Here is a 16,782-nt window from a genome sequence, read left to right on the forward strand (position 1 = left end):
GTTCTTATAGTTAAGGCCCCGGGAAACCGGGGCCTTAACTATAAGTTCCGCGACTGGTTGGCTGCCTAGCTGCGGTGGTGTTCTATCAGCCAGGCAGCCATCTGCTGGGCACGCTTGTTCGCCTGCATGTCACCCTCTGTGGCCGAGATGATGGACCCCTTCATCAGGATGTGCCAGGACCTGGCGAAATCTTCGGTTCGGGCCAGCCCCGCTTCCTCCGCAAGGGCCTGGACGTGGCTGCGGATCCTGGCCAGGTAGTCGATGCTCGCCTGGCCAAGGGGGTGCGCCGGCCCCATCTCCAGCAGGATGTTGATGAACGAGCAGGCCTCGAAGTCCTCGCGCAGGAACCAGTCGCCGAAGACGTCGAAGATGGCCAGCAGCTGCTCAGTGGGCGTGTTCCCGCGGCGCCGGGCTTCGGAGACAATGGCGTCCACGGTCCACTGGCGGTCGCGTTGTTCCAGGAAGGCCAGCACCAGGGCGTCCTTGGAAGGAAAGTGCCGGTAGAAGGTTGCCTTGGCAACGCCGGACCGTTCGATGAGTTCGTTAACGCCGACGTCCCGGACACCACGGCGGGAGAAAAGTTCGTAAGCGACAGCCAGTATCCGGCCCACTGCATCGGCATGGCCAACTGCCGCCCCCACCTGCGTCTGCACGGGGGACGGTCCAGTCTCTGGGGCTGAAGTCATTGTACGAACCAGTTTACGCCAGGTAGAGACAGACCGGTCTTCCTCGCGGTAATGTTTCCCCTACGCGCAGTGCTTTCGACGCCGATTGGACCGTTTTCGGCCCAGCCGGTCTGGTGCAAGGAGGCCCCTATGTCAGCAGAGCGGATGTTCCAAAGCGTGCCCGCGGATCCTGAACATTGGTTGGATGAGGACTTCAATCCAGCCGAGATCCGGCGGTTTGCGATCGAGTCGCTTCGATGGCAGGCGCAGGAAATTATCGATGAAGTGCTCTGCGGAAAGTCCCCCGGGGAAGAGATGGCGCGGGCACGGCTCCGCCGCTGCGTGGCGCGGCATCCGGGAGAACCCGAGCAGGCCCTGCTGGAACAGCTGATGGTCAACCGGGAACTTCCCGCCTGACACCTGGGCCGCGTGTCGGCCGGGTGTCAGTGCGGCTTTAGAGGTTAAGGCTGCGGTCCACGATCCGGCCGGCGGTCACATGGAGGCCTTCATTATGAGCGCGCGCGTGATTGCGCAGCCGGTTGAAGGCCTCTTCCATATCGACTCCCGCAGTGTGGGCGATGACGCCTTTTGCCTGTTCAATCAACACGCGGCTGTTCAGCGCACGCTGCAGCTGCTCGTTGACCAGGGAAGCTTCCCTGATGGTGCGCTCCTGCAGAAGGCTGATTGTGGCTACGTCTGCCAGGGCTTGGCCGATGGCAGCATCCTCCGCCGTCAGCGGACCGGGGTTGGCCCCGAAGAGTCCCATGGCGCCGATGGTCCGGTCATGGATCCGCATGGGCACCGCGTGGACCGAACGGAAGCCTTGGGACAGTGCCGCAGCCTTGAAGTCCTCCCAGCGCTCCAGTGCGCCGATGTCCTCCACCACCACGGGACGTCCGGTGGAGTAGCATTCGACGCACGGTCCCGAGCCGGCCCGGAGCTGCAGGACTTCCACAAGCTGGCTTTGCTCGCTGGTGGACGCCAAGACCTGGAGTTCTCCGCTGGGGTCGGCCAGCACCAGGCCCGCGGCAGCAACGTCGAGGAGCCCCACGGATTCCTCAACGAGGGTGTGGAGCAGGTCCAGGACGTCGTAGTCCGCAACCAAGGTGTCCGTAAGTTTTACGAACGCCCCGCTGACGCGCTCGGCGCGGGTAGTCGTTGCCATGGCGCTATTTTACGTCAGCGGCGGGCTGCCGGGACCGCTGACACCGCCGTCGGACGTGAAACTCAGGCGGCCTTCGAGGACGGCGTCGGCCGTCTGGCGGAGCGTGAGGTCGTGGGCAAAGGCGTAGGCACGCAGCAGCAGCAAGGAATCCGCTGCAGTGGCACCGGACTGGGCGAGCACCATTCCAGTGGCTTGGTGGATCTCACGGCGTGACATGAGGGCCGGCTCCAAGGCGGGATCGGTATCAGGCGAACTGATGGTGAGGATCGTTCGAAGGAGGTACCAGGAGGTCTGCCCTGCAAGAACGGCCGCAGTCGCCTGCTCGGACCTGCTGAGGGCTCCGGGTTCTGAGTGGTAGAGCTCAACCACGCCCAGGTCCACCGCACCAACCGTCAGTGGGAAAACAAACAAGGCGGCGGCCCGGGTCCTGGCAACGGCCTCGTGGAACATTGGCCAGTCAGCGTGCGCAACCGCCTGCACATCCGGGATCAGCACGGGCAGGCGGGTCCGGACAGCCCTCCAGCGCGGCCCTTCGCCCAGGCTGAACTGCAGTTCATCCAGCTGGGCGGCGAGGGCGTCACTGGCGCACACGAGCGTTTCGGCTGTGGCGCCGCCAAACAGGGACACTGCAGCTCCCGTGACGGGCAATTTCTGCAGATAGGGGCCGCACAGGTCTTCTCCACCCGCGACCAGCCCGGGTGCAACATCCATGCTGAGCCTCTGATCCCTGGTCCATCCCGCTGGGTTGTTCATCCCACTCTCACGCCGGCTGCTGGCCGAACCGGCATGGCGGAGTCGTCACCTAAGGATACTCACCGCCACCGCGCATGATCATCACGGGCCGAAATCAGGGCGTCTCTTCGCCACCTTCCGCATTCACGCGCTGGGAAGTATCCATCAGATGGGCGAGCAACGCCCGTTCGGGTGCACCCGGGAAGGCGGCAACACATTTGCGGAGGTGCAGTTTGATCTCTGCCAGCCCGGGCGATTCGTCCTCAAGGATGGAGGCGATGATCTCGAGCGCCTGCACCCCGATCGGCGTGGCCCGGGGCATGCCGGGGAACTGCGCAGGTGCTGTAGTTTCCGGGGCAAGTGCCAACATCGCATGACCGTCATACATCAGCGCCTCCCTTAGGGGTCGATCTGCTCGCGGGTCTCGCCAAAAGGCACGGCCTCGCTCACCGCTACCGTGAAGGTGTCGGGCGCGTGACGGGTCACCATGATGCCGCAGATCCCCCTCTTGGCAGCATGTTGGCGTGCCAGGTCCACAGCGGAATTCAAATACTCGTCCAGGACGGACGCGTCAGTCACTTTGACGACATAGGACAGGCCGTCCTCTATTGTGCTAATCATCGGAAACTTGCTCCTGGTCTGGTGTGGCACGTCGGCCACAGGCGTTGGTGGGGGGTACAGGCGTGCACGGCGCACGCCCGTACGCGGCTGCGCCGGGCATACGGCCACCGGGCAGCACAAAGGCCAAGGGTAAGACGGGAAGTGATGTGGGGATTGCCCGCGTTGATGACTGCTCCTCCTGGTGGACGCCGAGTAAGGCCATGCCAGGGTCTGGGGCAACAATTCGAGCATAGCGGACCGGCAGGCCAACCAACAGGGACCGGGGCCCCCTACCGGCTTCGCCCGGACCCCGGAACCAGGCCGGAAGGTTCAGGAAGGTTCAGGAGGGTTCAGCAGGCTTCAGGAGCTGAGCGGCAGATTATCGATCAGCCTCACGGGGCCCACCTTGGCCGCGATGATCGCCAGGGCGTCGCCACGGAACGGGGTCTCGCGGCAGTTCTCGGCCAGCGGTTCCAGCGTGCCTTGGTCCACCACCTCGAAATAGTCGAGTTCAACCAGCGGCTGGGACGCTACCAGTGCCTGGGCGGACTCGAGGTCCAATGGCTCGTGGAGGTTGGCCCGCTGCTCGAGGAGCCGCAGCGCCCGGGACAGCACCAGGGCGGCGTCCCGCTGTTCGTCGGACAGGAAGCGGTTGCGGCTGGAGAGGGCCAGGCCGTCGGCAGAACGGACGGTGGGCACTCCCACGATGTCCACGGGGAAATTCAGGTCGGCCACCATGCGCCGGACCAAGGCCAACTGCTGGGCATCCTTCTGGCCGAAGTAGGCGCGGTAGGCAGGCAGTCCCGGGATGCCGGCAGAAGGCGCACCTGAGGTTGCAAACGCGCCCGACGGCGGCAGCCCGGTTCCGGGAATGCCGTAATGCAGCAGCTTGGCCACCACGGTGAGGGCGCCGTCGAAATGTCCGGGCCGGGAGGCGCCTTCCCACTTCTCCCCCAGCGGGCCGGCGGTCACCCGGACCAATGGCTCGCCGCCGGGGTACACCTCCTGCACGGACGGCGCGAACGCCAGGTCCACGCCTTCGGACTCCAACAGGGCGAGGTCTGCATCCAGCGTGCGCGGGTACCGGTCCAGGTCAACGGCGTCGCCGAACTGCAGTGGGTTTACAAAGATGGACGCCACCACGACGTCGTTCTCTTCGACGGCGGTGCGCGCCAACTGCGCGTGCCCCTCGTGCAGGGCGCCCATCGTAGGCACCAGCCCCTGCGAGGCGCCGGACTTGTTCACCAGGAGCCGGGCGCTCTCGGACCGCAGATCGGCCGCCGTCGTCACCAGTTTGATGGGCATCTTCAGTCTTCCTTGGGTTCGAGGGCCTGGCGCAGCCCGTCCAGCTGGTCCGCCTTCAGCAGCCCGCGGCTCTCGGCGCGGCGTGCGGTGGAGCGGGCCATGGCCAGGTATGCCTCCAACACATCGCCGTGGGCGCCGGCGTCGTACTCCCGCAGGGCCTCGGCGTGGGCGGCCACTGTTCCGATATCGCCCCGGGCCACCGGCCCGGTCAGCGCAGCCTCACCGGAGGCCAACGCGTTCTCCAGTGTGGCCCGCAGCAGGGGCCCGAGCATCCTTTCGGGCGAATCCACGCCCACGTCACGGAGCAACTGGGATGCCTGTGCCACCAGGGTGACCATGTGGTTGGATCCGTGGGCGAGGGCAGCGTGGTACAGGGTCCTGTCCCCTTCGGCGATGGCCACGGGCTCGGCACCCATTTCCACCACCAGGGCCTGCGCGATGGGCAGCATCGCCGCGTCCGCGGTGACGCCAAAGGTGCAGTCCAGGAGCCGGGTGAGGTCCAGGCTCATGCCGGTAAAGGTCATGGCCGGGTGCAGCGCCAGCGGGATGGACCCGGCCGCGCGCACCGGATGCAGGACGCCCACGCCAAACCGGCCCGACGTGTGGGCCACCAGCTGCCCGGGCTGCCAGGCGCCCAGCTTGGCCAGTCCGTCCACCAGTCCGGCCAAGGCGTCATCCGGTACGGCGAGGAGTACCAGTTCGGCACGCTCCACGATGTCCTGGATCTCCAGGATGGGCACTCCGGGAAGAAGCGCTTCCGCACGTTCCAGGCTCGCGTCAGACACCGCGGACACCCCCACGACGGCGTGCTCGGCCGAGCGGAGCGCAGCACCGAGCACGGCACCCACCTTGCCGGCGCCAATGATTCCGACGCCGAGGCGCCCCGGCTTAGCCATGTTGCTGGCCTTCCTGTCGTTTGGGGGTGTCAGGGGTCGGCGCGGACTCAACCGGCTGGCTTGGATCGGGCTGAATCGCCGCGGTTCCGGGCTCAACGGCGGGAGTTGCCGGCGCCACCTGGGCCAGCCACTGTTCACTCGTCTGGCGTTTGCGGGCCAGCCTGGCACGGGTCGACTGTTCGTCGAAGAGGGTCCTGGCTTCCTCGACCCCGGCTTGGATCAGGCGGGGCGAGACCGGACCGGCGGTGGTGTGCAGAACGAGGTCGGCCACACCGAACCGCCTGGCCAGCGGGCCTTGGTGCAGGGCCATGGATTGGGTGCGCTGGTGCGGCACTACCACTAGCTGCCGCCACCAGCGGCCGGAGCGGATCAGGAGGGCGGTTGCTGTGGCGGTGTAGCCGTTGCGGCGCCACCCCAGCGGGGCCAGGAACCGGGCGCGCCGCGGCGTGGTGACAAAGCCGCCGTCGGAATCCAGTCCCGTGAGCCCGGCGGTGAAAACACTCCCCGGTTCCGGGGTTCCGGGGTCCGGGAGCACCAGGGACAGCATGCTCATCACGTCGGCCAGCTTTCCCACGGGCAGCAGGGTGGTGCGCGACGCCGTTTCGCCGTTGCTTCCCGCAGCACCATATCCGGCCACGTTGACTTGGATGCGGTACCAGCCGAAAATACGCCAGAACGGCGGCTGGGCTACCCTGAGCGCCTGGATCCTCCCGGGCGGGAGCGTCTGGGCCTGGGTGTCCAGTAGTCCATACCGCAGCCGGATGCCGTCCGGGGAAATAGCGGCAGTGAAGTTGTAGCCCTTGTTGAAGGAACTCCAGTAGGTCGCGGCGAGGCCCAGGGCGGCGGGAATCAGGTACAGGTAGAACCCGCGATTGTCGGTCACCGCGGAGAGGACCACTGACGCGACGCCGCCCAGCACCACGAAGAAGCTCTGCTCGCTGAGCAGCAGCGAACCGACCAGGCGCGACGGCGGCACGGACAGCACGGGGAATTCCGGCGCCTCGGGCGGGGCTTCCTCGGGCCGTTCCGGGTCCTGGACCACGCCGGCGGCCCGGGCGAGGATAGTGGCACGGAGCTGGCGGGCGTCGTCCATCCGGAGGTAGGCGAGGCGCACAGCCGACTCACCGGCGTCGGCGACTTCGAACTTGAGTTCAGCCAGGCCAAAGATCCTGGCCAGCAGCGGCTGCACGATGTCAATGGCCTGGACGCGGTCCAGCCGGGCCTGCCGCTGCTGCCGGAAAAGGAAACCGGTATTGACCCGGACGTAGCCGCCGGCAACCTGGTACCTGGTGAAGTACCAGGTCAGGATGAAGCCAAGGACGGCGATCAGCAGTACGGTCCCGCCGCCGGCCAGCAGCCAGGGAATCCGGCCGGCGAACCCCTCTTCCAAGAGGGGCCTGCCTTGCAGCATCCGCTCAAAGAAGTCGCGGCCGAAGAAAAAGCCGATGGCGGCCAAGGCCACCCAGCCGCGCACAAACGGCGACGCCGGATGCACGCGCAGCCACTCGCCGTCGTGCGTTTCCGGTGCGGACGCGGCGGGCGCAGTCATTGCAGCCGTAGGTGCGGCAGGCGCAGGCGCGGCGTCGGCTTTACGCGGAAGTGGCGTGGAACCCGGCTCCGGGACGGGGCCGTCAGCGGTCACAGCCCAGCCAGCCTGGCTTCGCCGCGGGCCGAAAGCTGCTCGCGCAGGCGCGCGCCTTCCGCGGCCGGCAGCCCGGGGATCAGTGCGTTGGTTCCCGGCGAGGCCGTATGCAGCTTCAACGTGCACAATCCAAGCCCGCGCTCCACTGGGCCCACCCCGATGTCCACGTACTGCATCCGCCCGTACGGGACCACCATGGTGCGCTGGAAGAAGATGCCGCCCCGGATCAGGAGGTCCTCGTCCCGCTCGGCGTAACCGATGGCACGTACCTGTCGCGGGATCAGCACCAGCCGCCAGACGGCCATGACCACGGCCGCAGCGGGCACGAGGATCGCCAGCCACAACGGGGGCCAGACCCACCACCCGAGGGTCACAAAGACCAGCGGCAGGCACAGCACAAGCACCGTGATGAGGTTCCCGAGGGCCCACTCCACCAGCCGGACTGTGACGTATTTGGGCGACACCCGTTGCCAGGTGATGCCCGGCGGATCAATCGCCTCGGTACGCATATTCGCCTTCCCCAGCGGCTTCGCCGCGCGGGCTCCGGCCACGCTGGCCCTCGCCCGGCGTTTCAGTGTCCTCCGGCGGAATCTTGCAAAAGCGCTCCACTAAGAGTCCCACCACAATCATCACGAGGCCGCCACCGGCCTGGGCAAGCGCCACCCAGGTAATGCCTTGGTCACTGCGCAGGCTCCAGACCCTCAGCTGGTCCAGGAAAATGCCGACGTGCCAGCCCAGGAGTACCGTGCCGGCATAGGCGCAGGCCTGGGCCAGGACCAGGGTCCGGGCGGCCAGGATGGGGTCAAGAACAGTCTTCTTTTTGGTACTGTCCCGGTTGCTGTTGCGCCACCGCAGGATCCGGATGCCAAGGATAAGGGTGATGGCCACGATCACGCCCATGGTGGCCAGGGCCGTAACGGGCAGGACTGGCGTGGCCATGCTGTACCGGTTGGTCAGGACGGTGGCAGCCCAGCCGGCGACGGCCAGGATCAGGCCGATCAGCAGCAGGCGGAGGGGGTTGATCGGTTTCATGGCCTATTCAACCGCCCCGGCAGTGGGGACGCCGTCGAAGTCGCCGAAGCCGTCAAACGGGGCAAGGTCGTCAAAGTCGGAGGCGCGGACGGCCAGCGCGCTGATGCGTTCACCGTTCAGCATGGCGGCCGGTTCGATCAGGGACCACGGATAAAGCACGAAGGCGCGTTCCGCAGCGCGGGGATGAGGCAGGGTCAAGTCCGGGTCCTCGCTGGTGAAGTCGCCATAGGTGATGATATCGACGTCGAGCGTTCGCGGCCCCCAGCGCACCTCGCGGACACGGTGGTGCTTGTTCTCCACGGACTGGCAGTGCTCCAGGAGCTTGGCCGGGGACAGGGTGGTTTCCACGGTGATGACCATGTTCAGGAAGTCCGGCTGGCCGGCAGGACCACCTACCGCCTTCGTCTGCACCACCGGAGAGACGGCCAGCAGGCGGACCTCCGGCGGATCCACGAGGTCAGCTACTGCTTCGGAAAGGGTGTCGTTCCGTTCGCCCAGGTTGCTGCCGAGCGCAAGCACCGCCTTGGTATAGCCGGTGGTCATGTCCGCTCCCGGTACACGCTGACGGACACGTCGCCGAAGGGGACTTCGATGGGCGCCTTGGGTTTGTGGACGGTGATCTCCACGGCGTGGAGCCGGTATTCGCTAAGCAGGTCCTCGGCAATCCGCACAGCCAGGGCCTCGATCAGGTTCACGGGTTCGCCCGTGATCCAGCCTGTGATGCGCTCCGCCACCTCGCCGTAGTGCGCGGTGTCCCGGACATCATCCGAGGCGGCCGCACCGGAAAAGTCCAGGTGCAGCACGGCGTCCACCACAAAGGGCTGGCCGTCGCGGCGTTCGAAATCGAACACGCCATGATGGCCGACGGCGGTGACACCGCTCAGCGTAATCCTGTCCATGGGTCCCCCGGCCCTAGTGTGTTGTGCGGGCGGAAGCCAAGCGTGAGGCAACCTTGACGGCGTCAAGGCTGGGGCCGACGTCGTGCACGCGGACCGCCCAGGCCCCGCGGAACGCGCTGATGGCAGTGATGGCCGCGGTGGCGGCGTCCCGCTCCTCCGGGGCGGCGGACTTTCCTGCCACCGTGAGCAGGGTGCCCAGGAATCGCTTCCGGGAGGCACCTATCAGGATTTTGTGCCCCAAGCTCTCCAGTTGGTCCAGGTTTTGCAGGAGCTCCCAGTTCTGGGCGTCGTTCTTGGCGAAGCCCAGGCCCGGGTCCACAATGATCTGGTCCTGCCCGACCCCGGCTGCGTAGAGCTTGTCCCGTACCCCGGCGAGTTCTGCCACCACTTCCCCGGCAACGTCCTTGTACTCGGCCAGCGAATTCATGGTGCGGGCGTCGCCGCGGCGGTGCGTCAGCACGTAGGGCACCTTGGACGCTGCCACGAGCTCGGCCATTTCCGGCTCCAGGGTGAGGCCGGAAACGTCGTTGATGATGGCTGCGCCGGCTTCCACCGCAGCAGCTGCCGTAGAGGCATGGGTGGTGTCTATGCTGACCAGCGCGCCTGCCTTGACCAGGGCCTCGATCACGGGGATCACCCGCCGCTGTTCCTCTTCCGGGCTGACGTCCTCGGCGCCGGGACGGGTCGACTCACCGCCGACGTCGATGATGTCAGCCCCTGCGTAGAACATCCGGAGGCCGGCGGCGATGGCGGTGTCCGCCGTCGGATGCTTGCCGCCATCGCTGAAGGAGTCCGGGGTGACGTTGAGGATGCCCATGACCAGGGTGCGGTCGGTGGGCAGGTCGGAGAACTTCGCGGCCGGACGCGGTTTGCGCAGGATGGGCAGCGGAGATGTTGCGGGCCCGGTTCCCGGGGCTGCAGCTAGTGAGTCCATGGTCTGATACTTACCTTCCGAGGATGAGGCTCATGGCTTCGGCGCGGGTGGCCGGGTCATGGAGCTGCCCGCGTACCGCACTGGTGACGGTTTTCGCTCCGGGCTTGCGGACACCGCGCATGGACATGCACATGTGCTCGCATTCAACCACGACGATCGCGCCGCGGGGTTTGAGGTGGCTGACCATTGCTTCAACGATCTGGGTGGTGAGTCGCTCCTGCACCTGCGGGCGACGGGCGTACATGTCCACAAGCCGTGCCAGCTTGCTGAGCCCGGTCACTTTGCCATCGTGCGAGGGAATGTAGCCCACGTGCGCCACCCCGTGGAACGGGACCAGGTGGTGCTCGCACGTGGAATAGAACGGGATGTCCTTGACCAGGACCAATTCTTCGTGGTCGAGGTCGAACTTGGTGGACAGGATGTCCGCCGGATCGTGGTGCAGCCCGGCGAACACCTCGGCGTAGGCCTTGGCCACGCGCTTCGGGGTGTCCTGCAGGCCGCCGCGGTCCGGGTCCTCGCCGATAGCCAGCAGGATTTCGCGGACAGCAGCTTCGATCCGCGGCCGGTCCACTTTCTCATGCTTTTTGTGGTGGTGGCCGTCCTCCGCCGGGTGTCCGGCGGAGGAGTGGATGTCGTCGTCGTCGAAGTGGTTCACAGAAGAAAGCTTAGCCGTGGACGCCGTCAGGCCCCGAGTCGGGGACGCCGCCCTGGAACGCTGCGTCCTCCGGGACACCCTGCGGGTGCGGGGGCTGCGCGTCCAGCGGCTCCTCGAGGCGGGCCTGCTTTGCTTCCTCTTGGGCTTCGCGCTCAGCCTTCTCCTGGCGGGATTCCACTGGGCCCGCCTGCTGGACCGGGCGGGTCTCCTTGGACAACCAGACTTCGCGGAAGTCACGCTTGCGGATGTCGGCGAAGATATCGGCGATCTCGGACTGGTTGAGGGTTTCGCGTTCCAGGAGTTCCAGTGCCAACTGGTCCAGGACGTCGCGGTTCTCGGTGAGGATGGCGTAAGCCTCGTCGTGCGCCTGGTCGATGAGGCGGCGCACTTCCTCATCCACCACGTAGGCGATCTGGTCGGAATAGTTGCGCTCGTGCCCGGCGTCGCGGCCAAGGAACGGCTCGCCGCCGCCCTGGCCGAGGCGGACGGCACCCACGCGTTCGCTCATGCCGTACTCGGTGACCATCTTGCGGGCCGTCGCCGTGGCCTTCTCGATGTCATTCGATGCCCCAGTAGAGGGGTCATGGAACACGATCTCCTCAGCCACGCGGCCACCCATGGCGTAGGCCATCTGGTCCAAGAGCTCGTTGCGGGTGACGGAGTATTTGTCGTTATCCGGAACCACCATCGTGTAGCCCAGGGCGCGGCCACGGGGCAGGATGGTGATCTTGGTGACCGGGGCCGAGTTCCGCAGCGCCGCTGCCACCAGGGCGTGTCCGCCCTCGTGGTACGCGGTGATCTTGCGTTCGTGTTCCTTCATAACGCGGCTGCGCTTCTGCGGGCCTGCCATGACGCGGTCGATGGCCTCGTCCAAGGCGCGGTCATCGATGAGGTTGGCGTTGGAACGTGCCGTGAGGAGCGCCGCTTCATTGAGTACGTTGGCGAGGTCTGCACCGGTGTAGCCCGGGGTTTTCTTGGCCACAGCCTTGAGGTCAACACCCGGGGCCATCGGCTTTCCCTTGGCGTGCACCTGCAGGATTTGGTCGCGTCCGATCAGGTCCGGGGCGTCCACAGAAATCTGGCGGTCAAAACGGCCGGGACGCAACAGTGCCGGGTCCAGGACATCGGGACGGTTGGTGGCGGCGATCAGGATGACGTTGGTCTTTACGTCGAAGCCGTCCATTTCAACCAGCAGCTGGTTGAGGGTCTGCTCGCGTTCGTCATTGCCGCCGCCGATGCCGGCGCCACGGTGGCGGCCCACTGCGTCGATTTCGTCAACGAAGATAATGGCGGGAGAGTTGGCCTTGGCCTGCTCGAAGAGGTCGCGGACGCGGGACGCGCCCACACCGACGAACATCTCAACGAAGTCCGAGCCGGAGATGGAGAAGAAAGGCACGCCGGCTTCGCCCGCAACGGCCCGGGCCAGGAGGGTTTTGCCGGTTCCGGGAGCGCCGTAGAGCAGCACGCCCTTGGGGATCTTGGCCCCCACCGCCTGGAACTTTGCCGGCTCCTGCAGGAACTCCTTGATTTCCTGGAGCTCCTCAACGGCCTCGTCCGCACCGGCAACGTCAACAAAAGTCACTTGCGGCATGTCCTTGTTGACCATCTTGGCCTTGGACTTGCCGAACTGCATGATCTTGGAACCGCCGCCCTGCATGCGGGTCATCAGGAACCAGAACAAGGCACCGAGGAGGATGACCGGGATCAGGAGCGAGAGCAGTCCGGAGAACCAGTTGCTCTCGATTGGCTGGTCCGTGTAGCCGCTGGCAGGTTTGGCATCGGTGACGGCCTTGACCACGTCCACCGCACGGGCATCAACGAAGAAGAACTGGACGCTCTTGCCCTTGTCCTGGCCGTTGAGCTGCAGGTTTTCCTTGAGCACCAGGTCCACGCGGTTTTCGCCGTCGAAGATCTTCGCCTGCTCAACCTGGTTTTCAGACAGCAGCTCCAGGCCCTTGTTCGTGTCGATCCGGGCGGCACCGCCGGGAGCCAGCGTTGCAAAGGCCACAAGGAGCATGCCGATAACAACAACGATCCAGATGCCCGGGCCCTTGAAGAAACTCTTAGCTTTCATCTGTTCGGGGATTCGCCCCGTCCCTCCTGGTAGTGCTGCACGGCGAGTGGTCTGCGCGCGTGTGGTGCTGCGTCAGCTTCTAGCTATACACCGTTCGGAGTAAATCACGCACGGTATGGCACAAAAGTTCCCTGTGGGCGTAGCGGTCAGGACCGGGGCGGCGCGACGGATCCGCGGGTGACCAGCGGGCAGTCCAGGACCGTCGGATCCAGCGCCAGCCCGGCGAGGTCGCCTTTGCCCTCAATGGCGTCAATCAGCGTTCCTGTGGCCCAGGCACCCATTTCGTAGTGCGGCAGGGCCAGCGTAGTGAGGCCTGGATGCAGGTTGCCGGCGATGAGTTCCTGGTCATCGAAGCCCACAATGGACAGGTCAGCGGGGATGGCACGTCCCAGCTCGGCCGCGGCCCGGTAGGCGCCCATGGCCATCCGGTCGTTGTAGCAGAAGATGCCCGTGGGGGGATCGCTGAGCTGCAGCATCCTGCGTGCCGCCTCATAGCCGCCCTGCACTTCGGACGGTCCGGTGTGCACCGGCGCGGCACCGCCGTCGAGCCCTGCCTCGGACAGGGCCTTCCGGAACCCCCGGAGGCGGCCGTGAGTGGACGGAACGTCGTCGGTGTTGTTGAGGAAGCCGATGCGGGTGTGCCCGGCGGCCAGCAGGGTGGTGACCGCCGTCCTGGCTCCGGCTTCTTCGTCGGGGACAACGGCGGCGATGGTTGCCCCGCTGCTGACGGCGTCCACCAGTACCGCCGGGACGTTTGCGAGATTGCCGGGCACATCCAGGATGCGGTGGTACATGGTGGCGTACAAAATGCCGTCCACCCGACGCTCCAGCAGGGCATCAACGTCTGACTTCCTGGATTCATGGCTGGCCGACGCGGACGTGTTGATGATCATGAGGTTGTAGCCGCGGGCACGTGCGGCGTCATCTGCGCCCAGAATGATCCTGCCCGCATGGGGCGTAGTTGCGATATCCTCGCTGACCAGCCCCAGCAAGCCGGTGCGCTGCGTGCGCAGCGCCTGGGCCAGGCGGTTGGGGCCGTAGCCGAGCTGCACCGCCGCGGCCTTCACCTTTTCCCGGGTCTCGGCGCTTATCCGCGCGTACGGGACATCGTTGAGGACGTGCGAGACCGTGGTGGCGGACACTCCGGCGGCGACTGCTACGTCCTTGATGCCAATGTTCTTGTTGTTCAACTTCTCTTCCACATGCTGGTTGTCCGGGTGTGCAAAAGGCGGCCTCCCGAAAGAGACCGCCCTTACAACAGGTGCGCGGCAGGGAAGCGCGGGTTACTCGTAGACGTGCGGCGCCAAAGTGCCCACGAAGTCCAGGTTGCGGTACTTTTCTGCGTAGTCCAGGCCGTAGCCCACAACAAACTCGTTGGGGATGTCGTATCCGACGTATTTAACGTCGATCTCCACCTTGGCGGCAGTGGGCTTACGGAAGGCGGTGCAGATTTCCACCGAAGCAGTGCCGCGGGACTCCAGGTTGGTCTTGAGCCAAGACAGCGTCAGGCCGGAGTCGATGATGTCCTCGACGATCAGGACGTCCTTGCCCATGAGGTCCGTGTCCAGGTCCTTGAGGATGCGGACAACCCCGGAGGACTGGGTGCCGGAGCCGTAGGAGGAAACAGCCATCCAGTCCATGGAGATGTGGCTGTGCAGCGCGCGGGCGAGGTCTGCCATGACCATCACCGCACCCTTGAGCACGCCAACAATGAGGATTTCACGGCCTTCGTAGTCCTTGTCGATCTCGGCAGCGAGTTCGGAGATCCGCTGCTGGATCTGTTCCTTGGTGTAGAGAACGTGCTTGAGGTCTGCCTGGACGTCGTTTGAATCCACCAATGGCTCCTGTGTAGATGCGGGGTGCGACTAATTTTGGGGCGGTTTTTGAGGCCGGAATACTAGCTTCCCACAGCGGGGGGCTTCCCGGGGAACGGGACTGCTGCCATCGGGCTGGGCGGCGTCCCTGGCGGGCCGGTTTGCTGCCTGCAGCTGGGCCAGCGACAACCGGTAGACACTCACTCCTCCGGGTAGCTCAACCGGGCCGGCCGATCCCTGCCTTCGCAGCAGCGCTTCCGCCGCGAGGAGCCTCTGGTAGCTGGGCTGCTGGCCCCCGACGTCGGCAGCCGCCTTCGCGATGACCCGGAACCTGATGGCCGGCGCAAGTTCCCCCAAGGCCTCCTCCGGAAGGCTCACTTCGGCTCCGGAGCGTTCCGCCAAGGCCGCAAACGTGCGCTCCGCCACGTCCTCGAGGTAGTCGGCGTCCAACTGGAGGATGGACGCCGTCCTGGCCAAGGATTCTGCGACGCCGGGCCCGAGCTTCTCTTCGAGCAGCGGCAGCACTTCTACGCGGGTCCGGGAGCGAGCGAACGCCGGGTCCGCGTTACTGGGGTCATGCCAGGGTTCGAGTTCCTCGGCGTGGCAGATCTCCAGGGTGTCCGCACGGCGAAGTCCCAGGAACGGCCGCAGCAGCATCCCCCTGGCAGGCCTCATCCCGGCCAGGGACCTGGTCCCCGAACCGCGGGCCAACCCCAGGAGAACCTGTTCGGCCTGGTCATCCAGGGTGTGGCCCAGGAGGATTGCCCCGGCTCCCTGTTCCGCGGCTGCAGCCTCAAGGGCGGCATGGCGGGCATCACGGGCGGCAGCCTCCGGTCCCATGCCTCTGGGCGCGACAATAACGGTCCGCACCTCCACGGGGGCCAGGCCCAACTCCTTGAGCGTGTGCGCGGTCCGGACGGCCACGTCAGCGGAGCCTGGCTGCAGCTGGTGATCCACCACCACGGCGCCCACCGTCACCGGGTGCCCGTCCACGTGGCCGCGGCGGGCGAAGTAGGCTGCGACGGCGGCAAGCGCCAGGGAGTCGGGCCCGCCGCTGCAGGCCACCACTACGTGCGCCGGAAAGCCGGCGTCCGCCAGCGCGTTCTGGAGCGCCTTGCGCGCAGTGCCGACGACGGGCGCCAGCCTGCCGGGCCGCCGTCGTCCGCTGTGAAACCCGGAGCGGGCGTGAGGCGCTTCAGGCAATTAGAGGCCCATCCGGTCAAGCCAGATCTTGGCGTCGTGGATTTCAGGTTCAGTAGGAAGGTTTTCTGCCGATTCCCAGACCCGGTTGAAACCCTGCATCCCGGCAACATCCACCACGGCACGGACGAACTTGGCGCCGTCCGAGTACTGGCGCATCTTAGCGTCCAGGCCCAGCAGGCTGCGGATGAACTTTTCGATCACGCCACGGTCCTTGCCGCGATCGTTGAAGCGCTGCCGGATGGTCTTCACCGACGGCACGATGCTGGCGTCAACGGCGTCCATCACCACGTTGGCGTGGCCTTCCAGCAGGCTCATCACGGCCGTGAGGTGGGAAAGGGAAGCCTTCTCTTCGGGGTTCTGCAGGAGGTCCAGGATGGCACCGCGGCCGGGAGTGTTGCCCGTGGCTGTCCGGTCCTTGAGGGAGCGCGCCGCGGCGGAGGCACGCTCCAAGAGGGAGTCAACGTTGCCCAGCAGGTGCCCGCTGAGGTTGTCGATCTCGGAAAGCATGTGGTGGCGCAGCCAAGGCGCGGCGGCGAACTGCACGCGGTGCGTCTGTTCGTGCAGGCAGACCCAGAGCCGGAAGTCCTCCGGCGTGACGTTGAGTTCACGCTCGACGGAAACGATATTGGGGGCCACCAGGAGCAGCCTGCCGCCCGCCGGTGCATTGGAGCCTTCGGCCAGGGCCGCGAAGGGATCGTACTGGCCCAGGACCTTGCTGGAGAGGAAAGCCAGGACGGCGCCCAGCTGGCTGCCCGTGATGGCACCGCTGACGCTGGCCGCAGCCGGGCTGACCGTTCCGCGGCGGCTTTCCAGCATTTTCTCCATGGCCGGCTTCAGCATCACCGCGAAGCTTTGGGTGTTGGCCTTGGCCCAGGATGCCCGGTCCACTATGAGCACCGACGAGTCCCGCAGATCCCGCGCCGCTTCCAGCCCGGTGATGTGGTGCACATGGTGCACTGAGGCGTCCGCCAGCCGCCGCAGGCTGTCCACGGCGTCACCGATTTCCGCCGATGACAGTATGGGTCCCGCCGGTGTCAGCCGTGCAGCTGTGGACGCGGCGAGGTCCCAGTTGATCAGGGCCTGGGCCGGGCTGGACGACGCCGGTGCGGACGAATCACGTGCGGTGGACTCCATAGTTCCCATCAGAACACAGCAGACCGCGGAAC

20 protein-coding genes are annotated in these 16,782 nt (G+C 66.2%); 1 reads left to right on the top strand and 19 read right to left on the bottom strand.

Annotated features, from left to right (window positions below):
- Positions 1-65 precede the first annotated feature (65 nt).
- A complete protein-coding gene (locus ACFC25_RS06140; protein ID WP_376044482.1) occupies positions 66-686 on the bottom strand; it encodes a TetR/AcrR family transcriptional regulator in 621 nt (206 codons plus the stop codon).
- Between the two features lie 129 nt (positions 687-815).
- On the opposite strand from ACFC25_RS06140, the gene ACFC25_RS06145 reads away from it, so the two are divergent.
- On the top strand, positions 816-1,082 hold the full coding sequence (locus ACFC25_RS06145) for a hypothetical protein (protein ID WP_337345439.1): 267 nt from the start codon (positions 816-818) through the stop codon (positions 1,080-1,082).
- A gap of 37 nt (positions 1,083-1,119) precedes the next feature.
- On the opposite strand, the gene ACFC25_RS06150 is transcribed toward ACFC25_RS06145, so the two are convergent.
- From ACFC25_RS06150 to ACFC25_RS06235, 18 genes are all read right to left on the bottom strand, one after another.
- Positions 1,120-1,830 carry a GAF and ANTAR domain-containing protein gene (locus tag ACFC25_RS06150; protein WP_376044483.1) on the bottom strand — a complete coding sequence of 237 codons (711 nt, stop codon included), beginning with the start codon at positions 1,828-1,830 and terminating at the stop codon, positions 1,120-1,122.
- Positions 1,831-1,839: 9 nt separating this feature from the next.
- Positions 1,840-2,541, bottom strand: a complete 702-nt coding sequence (locus tag ACFC25_RS06155; RefSeq protein ID WP_337350653.1) for a GAF and ANTAR domain-containing protein — start codon at positions 2,539-2,541, stop codon at positions 1,840-1,842.
- 136 nt (positions 2,542-2,677) lie between these two features.
- The gene (locus ACFC25_RS06160) at positions 2,678-2,950 is read right to left on the bottom strand and encodes a hypothetical protein (protein WP_376044484.1); all 273 of its coding nucleotides are present in this window, start codon (positions 2,948-2,950) and stop codon (positions 2,678-2,680) included.
- A gap of 11 nt (positions 2,951-2,961) precedes the next feature.
- Positions 2,962-3,183, bottom strand: a complete 222-nt coding sequence (locus ACFC25_RS06165) for a hypothetical protein (protein ID WP_337345435.1) — start codon at positions 3,181-3,183, stop codon at positions 2,962-2,964.
- Between the two features lie 339 nt (positions 3,184-3,522).
- A complete protein-coding gene (locus ACFC25_RS06170; protein ID WP_337345434.1) occupies positions 3,523-4,467 on the bottom strand; it encodes a pantoate--beta-alanine ligase in 945 nt (314 codons plus the stop codon).
- A 2-nt stretch (positions 4,468-4,469) separates the two neighbouring features.
- A complete protein-coding gene (locus ACFC25_RS06175) occupies positions 4,470-5,363 on the bottom strand; it encodes a Rossmann-like and DUF2520 domain-containing protein (RefSeq protein ID WP_376044485.1) in 894 nt (297 codons plus the stop codon).
- On the bottom strand, positions 5,356-6,912 hold the full coding sequence (locus ACFC25_RS06180) for a PH domain-containing protein (RefSeq protein WP_376044549.1): 1,557 nt from the start codon (positions 6,910-6,912) through the stop codon (positions 5,356-5,358). The genes ACFC25_RS06175 and ACFC25_RS06180 overlap by 8 nt, the downstream gene beginning before the upstream one ends.
- An 89-nt stretch (positions 6,913-7,001) precedes the next feature.
- Positions 7,002-7,514, bottom strand: coding sequence for a PH domain-containing protein (locus tag ACFC25_RS06185; RefSeq protein WP_376044486.1), 513 nt, complete (start codon positions 7,512-7,514; stop codon positions 7,002-7,004).
- Entirely contained in the window at positions 7,495-8,037 is a 543-nt protein-coding gene (locus ACFC25_RS06190; protein ID WP_376044487.1) for a DUF3180 domain-containing protein, read from the bottom strand. Before ACFC25_RS06190 ends, ACFC25_RS06185 begins: the two co-directional genes overlap by 20 nt.
- Positions 8,038-8,040: 3 nt before the next feature.
- Positions 8,041-8,580: a 2-amino-4-hydroxy-6-hydroxymethyldihydropteridine diphosphokinase gene (gene folK / locus ACFC25_RS06195; RefSeq protein WP_337345429.1), complete on the bottom strand. Its 540-nt coding sequence runs from the start codon at positions 8,578-8,580 to the stop codon at positions 8,041-8,043.
- Positions 8,577-8,936, bottom strand: a complete 360-nt coding sequence (folB, locus tag ACFC25_RS06200; protein WP_337345428.1) for a dihydroneopterin aldolase — start codon at positions 8,934-8,936, stop codon at positions 8,577-8,579. Before folB ends, folK begins: the two co-directional genes overlap by 4 nt.
- 13 nt (positions 8,937-8,949) lie before the next feature.
- Positions 8,950-9,870, bottom strand: a complete 921-nt coding sequence (gene folP, locus ACFC25_RS06205; protein WP_376044488.1) for a dihydropteroate synthase — start codon at positions 9,868-9,870, stop codon at positions 8,950-8,952.
- 10 nt (positions 9,871-9,880) lie between these two features.
- Complete coding sequence (gene folE / locus ACFC25_RS06210; RefSeq protein WP_337345426.1) at positions 9,881-10,525, bottom strand: GTP cyclohydrolase I FolE; 645 nt, start codon at positions 10,523-10,525, stop codon at positions 9,881-9,883.
- A gap of 10 nt (positions 10,526-10,535) precedes the next feature.
- Positions 10,536-12,599, bottom strand: a complete 2,064-nt coding sequence (gene ftsH, locus ACFC25_RS06215; RefSeq protein ID WP_337345425.1) for an ATP-dependent zinc metalloprotease FtsH — start codon at positions 12,597-12,599, stop codon at positions 10,536-10,538.
- A 146-nt stretch (positions 12,600-12,745) separates the two neighbouring features.
- Positions 12,746-13,789, bottom strand: coding sequence for a LacI family DNA-binding transcriptional regulator (locus ACFC25_RS06220; protein ID WP_376044489.1), 1,044 nt, complete (start codon positions 13,787-13,789; stop codon positions 12,746-12,748).
- 93 nt (positions 13,790-13,882) lie between these two features.
- Positions 13,883-14,434: a hypoxanthine phosphoribosyltransferase gene (hpt, locus tag ACFC25_RS06225; protein ID WP_337345424.1), complete on the bottom strand. Its 552-nt coding sequence runs from the start codon at positions 14,432-14,434 to the stop codon at positions 13,883-13,885.
- Between the two features lie 30 nt (positions 14,435-14,464).
- Positions 14,465-15,556 carry a tRNA lysidine(34) synthetase TilS gene (gene tilS, locus ACFC25_RS06230; protein ID WP_376044550.1) on the bottom strand — a complete coding sequence of 364 codons (1,092 nt, stop codon included), beginning with the start codon at positions 15,554-15,556 and terminating at the stop codon, positions 14,465-14,467.
- Positions 15,557-15,616: 60 nt separating this feature from the next.
- Positions 15,617-16,750: a zinc-dependent metalloprotease gene (locus ACFC25_RS06235; RefSeq protein ID WP_337345423.1), complete on the bottom strand. Its 1,134-nt coding sequence runs from the start codon at positions 16,748-16,750 to the stop codon at positions 15,617-15,619.
- Positions 16,751-16,782: the final 32 nt, after the last annotated feature.

Origin of the sequence: Pseudarthrobacter sp. NPDC055928 (genome assembly GCF_042270935.1) — a bacterium.
In the GTDB taxonomy this organism is placed as follows: Bacteria; Actinomycetota; Actinomycetes; order Actinomycetales; family Micrococcaceae; genus Arthrobacter.

Excerpts from the sequence above, each read along its gene's own strand:
- ACFC25_RS06170 (WP_337345434.1), bottom strand. The coding sequence starts at position 4,467 with ATGCCCATCAAACTGGTGACGACGGCGGCCGATCTGCGGTCCGAGAGC.
- folB (WP_337345428.1), bottom strand. The coding sequence starts at position 8,936 with ATGGACAGGATTACGCTGAGCGGTGTCACCGCCGTCGGCCATCATGGC.
- ACFC25_RS06165 (WP_337345435.1), bottom strand. The coding sequence starts at position 3,183 with ATGATTAGCACAATAGAGGACGGCCTGTCCTATGTCGTCAAAGTGACT.
- folK (WP_337345429.1), bottom strand. The coding sequence starts at position 8,580 with ATGACCACCGGCTATACCAAGGCGGTGCTTGCGCTCGGCAGCAACCTG.
- ACFC25_RS06235 (WP_337345423.1), bottom strand. The coding sequence starts at position 16,750 with ATGGAGTCCACCGCACGTGATTCGTCCGCACCGGCGTCGTCCAGCCCG.
- ACFC25_RS06185 (WP_376044486.1), bottom strand. The coding sequence starts at position 7,514 with ATGCGTACCGAGGCGATTGATCCGCCGGGCATCACCTGGCAACGGGTG.
- ACFC25_RS06175 (WP_376044485.1), bottom strand. The coding sequence starts at position 5,363 with ATGGCTAAGCCGGGGCGCCTCGGCGTCGGAATCATTGGCGCCGGCAAG.
- ACFC25_RS06145 (WP_337345439.1), top strand. The coding sequence starts at position 816 with ATGTCAGCAGAGCGGATGTTCCAAAGCGTGCCCGCGGATCCTGAACAT.
- ACFC25_RS06155 (WP_337350653.1), bottom strand. The coding sequence starts at position 2,541 with ATGGATGTTGCACCCGGGCTGGTCGCGGGTGGAGAAGACCTGTGCGGC.
- ACFC25_RS06150 (WP_376044483.1), bottom strand. The coding sequence starts at position 1,830 with ATGGCAACGACTACCCGCGCCGAGCGCGTCAGCGGGGCGTTCGTAAAA.
- ACFC25_RS06140 (WP_376044482.1), bottom strand. The coding sequence starts at position 686 with ATGACTTCAGCCCCAGAGACTGGACCGTCCCCCGTGCAGACGCAGGTG.
- ACFC25_RS06160 (WP_376044484.1), bottom strand. The coding sequence starts at position 2,950 with ATGTATGACGGTCATGCGATGTTGGCACTTGCCCCGGAAACTACAGCA.
- ACFC25_RS06180 (WP_376044549.1), bottom strand. The coding sequence starts at position 6,912 with ATGACTGCGCCCGCCGCGTCCGCACCGGAAACGCACGACGGCGAGTGG.
- folP (WP_376044488.1), bottom strand. The coding sequence starts at position 9,870 with ATGGACTCACTAGCTGCAGCCCCGGGAACCGGGCCCGCAACATCTCCG.
- ftsH (WP_337345425.1), bottom strand. The coding sequence starts at position 12,599 with ATGAAAGCTAAGAGTTTCTTCAAGGGCCCGGGCATCTGGATCGTTGTT.
- ACFC25_RS06190 (WP_376044487.1), bottom strand. The coding sequence starts at position 8,037 with ATGAAACCGATCAACCCCCTCCGCCTGCTGCTGATCGGCCTGATCCTG.